Consider the following 5633-nt stretch of genomic DNA (forward strand, 5'->3'; position numbering starts at 1 on the left):
GATGGCAGAGAGGTCACACCCGTTCCCATACCGAACACGGAAGTTAAGCTCTCTAGCGCCGATGGTAGTTGGGACCTTGTCCCTGTGAGAGTAGGACGTCGCCAAGCAACTTTAAGACAAGTCAGAATGACTTGTCTTTTTTGTGTTTTATAAAAATAAGAATGGGTGGTAAATCTCAGTTTTTTATAATTTCACTTTATTGTTCACATCAACAAGTTCAAAACGCTCACAGACGAGTAACATATCTTCAGAGAAATTAAGACCAAGCTCATTTAGTTCCTTTGTAAAAAAACGAACATGGGTGTCTCTCCAGTAATTGTAAGTACGATCTCCTTCGCCTTCAGCGATAGCGAATTCTTCGCTTACTTCATTCATTGGTGTTACAGTTACTTCTATTATCTTAATAATAGCTACAGGTTCATCATTACTATTAAGTATAATACTATAATCATTAGTGGTCGGTAGCGGTTCATTTTCTAATTCATAAAAAATGTGACCGGAGCATGTAGCAGTTTTAATACCGTCAATTACTAGTTGTGCAAGATAATTAGGGGAATCTCCAAATTGCCAAGCTATAACAGATTCTGGTTTTTTGTTGTTTCCCCAATAAATATTCCAATATGTCTGTGCTAATTGATTCATTTTATCGTCACCTCACTCTAATTAATATTTAGTCGCTTTATAATTCCTAGGAGATTTATTTATTTACTTATTCTGTCTTTGTGCTCATTTAAAATTTGTATCAGTGTGTTGCAAATTTCAAAGATACTATGTGGAATGAATATGGTTTGTAAATATGTTCTGTACATATATGGGATCTTTAATTTTCCAATTGCATTTTATGATAAAGGATATAGTTACTTAAAGAACCTTCAGACTATTAATGGTAGTTTATTATCACTATGCCATATTGAAGTGAGTAGTACTAGAGTTGAAATAGATAAAAAACCGATATTCTAAAATTGAATATCAGTTTAATGATATGTGACTTATATGAATCTATAGTAATACGAAAAGCGTAAATAAGATAGCCAGCAAAATACGATAGTATGCAAAAGGTTTTAAACCTATCTTCTCTAAAAGCTTTAGAAAAGTTACTACCGCTAGCATCGCTACTATAAAAGAGGTAATGAATCCTACCGCAAACATAGGGATGTCATCGACACTTAAATACGTCCAGCTTTTTAGTAAGTCTAAGCCTGTAGCCCCAATCATTACAGGAAGAGCTATTAGAAAAGAGAATTCAGATGCAGTCTTATAATTTACTTTTGCCAATAGACCTCCAGAGATAGTAGAGCCGGCTCTAGAGAAGCCAGGGTATACTGCTAAACATTGAAATAATCCAATTGTTAATGCTTGACGGTACGTTAAATCGTCCAGTGAATAGGAGGTTGCTTCTTGCTTTTTTACTTCTGCAAAGATCATAAGAATTGCTCCTGCTACAAGTCCAATCACAACAGTGTATGGCTGAAATAAGTAAGTTTTAATAACATCATGTAGTAGCAAACCAGCAACTACTGCCGGAAATACGCCAAGAAATACATGGAACGCGTTGAATTTTTTCTCTTTGCGTAGAAGAGGCTTAATATTACATAAAGAAACGAGGCGTTTATGATATAAAATTGCAATAGCTAAAATTGCGCCTAGCTGAATAACAATTTCAAACGTTTTTGCTCTTTCTCCTTCAAAGCCTAATAAATGCCCGACTAATATAAGGTGGCCAGTAGAGGATATAGGTAAAAATTCAGCTAATCCTTCTACAATACCGAGTATGAAGGCAATAATGATATCGCTCATAGTTTCACTCCTATAAATTAATGAATGTCTACTTTCTTAAAATAGAATAGTGTTGCAATAAATCCGAAAATTGCTGTTGCTGCAATGATGATATAAGAATACTCTGGTGGATATGTCGGTTGTAATTCATTATTTGCAATATCTAGAGTAGCGGTCCACGGAAATAAATCTTTATGTTTGGAGTTTACGAGCATAAGATTCATCATTGTAATAATGACTGTTAATATAATAGGCGGTACATAGCTCTTCATTACAAGAGTTAATAGCACAATAGGTGAAGACAATAGAAAGAGAAGTCCACCACATATTAAAAATTTTAGGAAAGAACCTAAAAGTAAAGTAATGTTAAAACCAGGGAAGTTCCCCAATAGCCCTAATACTACAGTAAGCGACCAAGCGACTAAAGTTAGCATCATAATCCAAAGGAAGAGGATGATGAACTTACTTATAATAAAACTAATGCGCGACACGGGGATAGTTAGTAAATTTTTTAGTGTATCTTCTGCATATTCGCGGGTAAACATATAAGCAACAACTACTCCGTATAAAGGGAATCCTATAACTAAAGTAGTATATAAGTTAACGTCAGTGAATAACTGGTGGAACCAAATAGTCGGAGTTGGCTGTTTTGTTTTTATATGTATATAAGAGGCTACTACGACTAAGAAAGGTGCGACACCAGCTCCAATAATGCTAATTAAAAACATATTAGAGCGTTTTAGTTTTAATAGTTCTGTATAGAGTAGATTAACCAATTGTCCCACCTCCAACTAGTTTGGTGAAATAATCTTCTAATCTGTCTTCACTGGTCATCATTTTTAATACTTCGATATCATTAAGAACGAATGTTCTGTTGATGTATCCTTGTTGCCCAAAATGAGAGTAAATGCGAATATTCCCTTCATCATGTACCTCATAATCGAAAATTTGAAATTGATTTTCTAATAGCATCGCAGCTTTATTGTCATTATTCACCTGAAATTCTATGTACTTACGGTTTGCTTTGCGCAGCTTATCAAGAGAAACTTCTTCTAGTAACCTTCCTTCGTGAATAATTCCGATACGATCAACTAACTGTTCTACCTCTGCTAAAATGTGACTAGAAATGAGTATCGTTATATTCCTTTCTTGAGCTAAAGAATGAATAAGTTTTCGCATTTCTTTAATACCGATGGGGTCTAGTCCGTTAGTCGGTTCATCTAATATGAGTAGTTCGGGATAATGGAGAAGAGCGCGTGCAATTCCTAGGCGCTGCTTCATGCCTAGAGAATACTTTCCTACTAACTTTTTTGTTTCATGCTGCAAGCCCACTATTTCTAATGCTTCTTCAATAGCATTCTTTTTGTAAACCCCGATTATCTTTGCATTAATTAATAAGTTTTCTTTTGCAGTTAAGTTTTCATAAAACCCTGGAACTTCAACGATAGAACCAATTCTACTTAAAATATCTTTTTGATTTTGAAATAAGTCCTCTCCGAATATTTCGATAGTTCCACTTGTAGGCTTTATAAGACTAAGCAGCATACGAATGGTTGTCGTTTTACCAGCACCGTTACGTCCTATGAATCCATAAATTTCTCCTTGTTGAACGTTAATATTTAGATTATCTACGGATTTTTGCTTGCCATATACTTTAGTAAGATTAGTCGTTTTTATAATTGTGTTTATAGGAGTCACCTACTTTCTATAAGTTCTTATTTACATGATAAAAAGGAAGGCTTAACTGCATATTAATCATTTCTTAACTATTTCTTAAAAGTATTGTGTTTTGGAATGGAAAAGCCAAAAGTGGTTCGTTCCCATGGAATACTTTTAACCCATATATGCCCACCATTCCTCTCAACGAGCGCTTTAGAAATAGAAAGCCCGAGCCCGCTACCACCAAAAGACGAGTTTCTTGATTGTTCGCTTCGGTACATTCGCTCGAATACGTTTTGTAAATCATGTTTTGGAATACCAGGACCTTTATCCCAAATAAGAAGTTCATATGCTGCATCCGTTTCTAGTAGTTCGACTCCTATTGTTTTCCCATTCTTTCCGTAATAAATGGCATTTTTCATTAAGTTACCTATAATCCGCATAAGGCTTAGGTGATCTGCAATGATAGGACAAGTAGACTCTGGTATAAGAACTTGTAGTTTAATATTATGTTTTGAGAGTTCGGGTAAAAACTCGATCAAAGCTTCTCTAGTAACTTCAGAAAAGTCGAGTTTTTCTTCTTTTAGTGGAAATTCATTAGCGTCTAGCTTTGCCATATTGAATATTTCATCAACTAGGTGCTTTAAGTTATTTGATTTCATATAAAGTATTTTAAGATATTCTTGCTTTTCTATTTCAGAAGCAGCAACCCCATCTTTTAAAGCATCGATATATCCAATAATGGAGGTGAGTGGTGTTCGGATATCGTGTGAGATACTAGATAAAAGTTGTTTTCTAGATTCCTCAGACCTTTTTGCTTTAATCCGAACCTTTTCTAATTCAGCTATTAGTTCGTTTATTGAAAAAACGATATTATGTAACGATTGATCATTACTTGTGAATAATCTCGTTTGTAAATTCCCCTTTAGTGCACGACTTAATTTAGTGTCTATTGATTTGCGATTTTGAATGAATTGTATTCTTGAAAAGAAGAGATACATTGTAATTAAGATAAGGGTAATAAATAAAGAAATTTTTACTTTTGGATCCATTTGTATATTTAAAAGCCCGTAAATGATAAGTTGTAATGAAATAAGGAAGAGGATTTTATCGATCTTCAAGCTTTTCACCTACAAACTTATAACCAATTCCCCATACAGTTTGAATGAATTTTGGATTGGAAGGATCGATTTCTATTTTCTTTCTAAGTTTTCGAATATGTACCATAACGGTATTATCATCTTCTATATAATTATCGTCCCATACATTGCGGAAGAGCTGTGTTTTTGTAAATACTTGTCCTGGGTTTGAAATAAAGAATTTTAATAGTTCTAATTCTTTTCCAGTTAAGCTGATTTCTTCTTTATTTGTGTGAACTGTATATGTATTTAAATTGATAGTTAGTCCTTTAAAAGCTAAAGTTGTCTGCTCTTGTACACTAATGTTACTTCCAAGAACGAAAAAACGCCGTATAAGAGCTTTGACTCGTGCAACCACTTCGTGAATGCTGAAAGGCTTCGTAATGTAATCATCAGCACCAATGCTTAAACCTAAAATTTTATCGACTTCGTGATCTTTAGCGGTTAGCATTAATATCGGTACGTTAGTTTTATCCCTTAGCTTTCTACATACTTCGATACCATCTACTTTCGGCATCATAAGATCTAATATAACGAGGCTATAGTTGTTTTGATTAAATAACTGTAAGGCTACTTCGCCATCAATCGCAGTATCTACCATATATAATTCTCGTTCTAAATATATTTTTAGTAAATTACGGATTTCTTTATCATCGTCTGCTATAAGGATACGTATATCTTTCATATCTTCACCTACTTCTAATGGATTTCATTGATGGTACAACAACCCTCTAATTATATACTAGTATTTGTTAAAATAAGATTAACAGTTTTGGGGAAGGGAAATATTCAAGCAAATTAAGCTTAGGGTCAAAGTAAATTGAATATGTTTTGCGAGAATAAATTAAAGAGAAGCAGAAGGTAGTTTTACGGTAATGAATTTTTGTAGGGACGTATATAGCCAAAAGAGCGTAAAAAACATTTAATTGAATATCTTTATAAAAAGTGTTGACGATTAGAGTATAGAGGTGTAATATAGAACAAGTCGCCGATGACAACAACGTCGAAAGCGACAAACGAAATAAAAAACTTAGTTGACATTGAAAGATGAAAATGTTA

At 33.8% G+C, this 5633-nt stretch carries 6 protein-coding genes and 1 rRNA gene; 1 reads left to right on the forward strand and 6 read right to left on the reverse strand.

All coding sequences use genetic code 11. The features are described from left to right. A 5S ribosomal RNA gene (rrf, locus tag ACTFRH_RS30775) occupies positions 1–107 on the forward strand; the annotation flags it as partial. 76 nt (positions 108–183) lie between these two features. On the opposite strand, the gene ACTFRH_RS30780 is transcribed toward rrf, so the two are convergent. The 6 genes from ACTFRH_RS30780 to ACTFRH_RS30805 form a co-directional block, all read right to left on the reverse strand. Further along, complete coding sequence (locus ACTFRH_RS30780) at positions 184–642, reverse strand: ASCH domain-containing protein (protein WP_001072426.1); 459 nt, start codon at positions 640–642, stop codon at positions 184–186. A gap of 357 nt (positions 643–999) precedes the next feature. Next, on the reverse strand, positions 1000–1797 hold the full coding sequence (uppP, locus tag ACTFRH_RS30785) for an undecaprenyl-diphosphate phosphatase UppP (RefSeq protein WP_001279961.1): 798 nt from the start codon (positions 1795–1797) through the stop codon (positions 1000–1002). A 17-nt stretch (positions 1798–1814) separates the two neighbouring features. Beyond that, positions 1815–2552 (reverse strand): ABC transporter permease, encoded by a 738-nt coding sequence (locus ACTFRH_RS30790; protein WP_000247721.1) that lies wholly within the window; start codon positions 2550–2552, stop codon positions 1815–1817. After that, positions 2545–3474, reverse strand: coding sequence for an ABC transporter ATP-binding protein (locus tag ACTFRH_RS30795; protein WP_000187943.1), 930 nt, complete (start codon positions 3472–3474; stop codon positions 2545–2547). The genes ACTFRH_RS30790 and ACTFRH_RS30795 overlap by 8 nt, the downstream gene beginning before the upstream one ends. A gap of 68 nt (positions 3475–3542) precedes the next feature. Beyond that, the gene (locus tag ACTFRH_RS30800; protein WP_000686997.1) at positions 3543–4556 is read right to left on the reverse strand and encodes a sensor histidine kinase; all 1014 of its coding nucleotides are present in this window, start codon (positions 4554–4556) and stop codon (positions 3543–3545) included. Beyond that, positions 4543–5259, reverse strand: coding sequence for a response regulator transcription factor (locus tag ACTFRH_RS30805; protein ID WP_000651979.1), 717 nt, complete (start codon positions 5257–5259; stop codon positions 4543–4545). Before ACTFRH_RS30805 ends, ACTFRH_RS30800 begins: the two co-directional genes overlap by 14 nt. Positions 5260–5633 lie beyond the last annotated feature (374 nt).

Origin of the sequence: Bacillus cereus group sp. MYBK216-1, assembly GCF_051916495.1 — a bacterium.
GTDB classification, from domain to species: Bacteria; Bacillota; Bacilli; order Bacillales; family Bacillaceae_G; genus Bacillus_A; species Bacillus_A thuringiensis_K.

What these genes read in the sequence shown, in the direction of transcription:
- uppP (WP_001279961.1), bottom strand. Translation starts at nt 1,797, where the DNA reads ATGAGCGATATCATTATTGCCTTCATACTCGGTATTGTAGAAGGATTA.
- ACTFRH_RS30780 (WP_001072426.1), bottom strand. Translation starts at nt 642, where the DNA reads ATGAATCAATTAGCACAGACATATTGGAATATTTATTGGGGAAACAAC.
- ACTFRH_RS30805 (WP_000651979.1), bottom strand. Translation starts at nt 5,259, where the DNA reads ATGAAAGATATACGTATCCTTATAGCAGACGATGATAAAGAAATCCGT.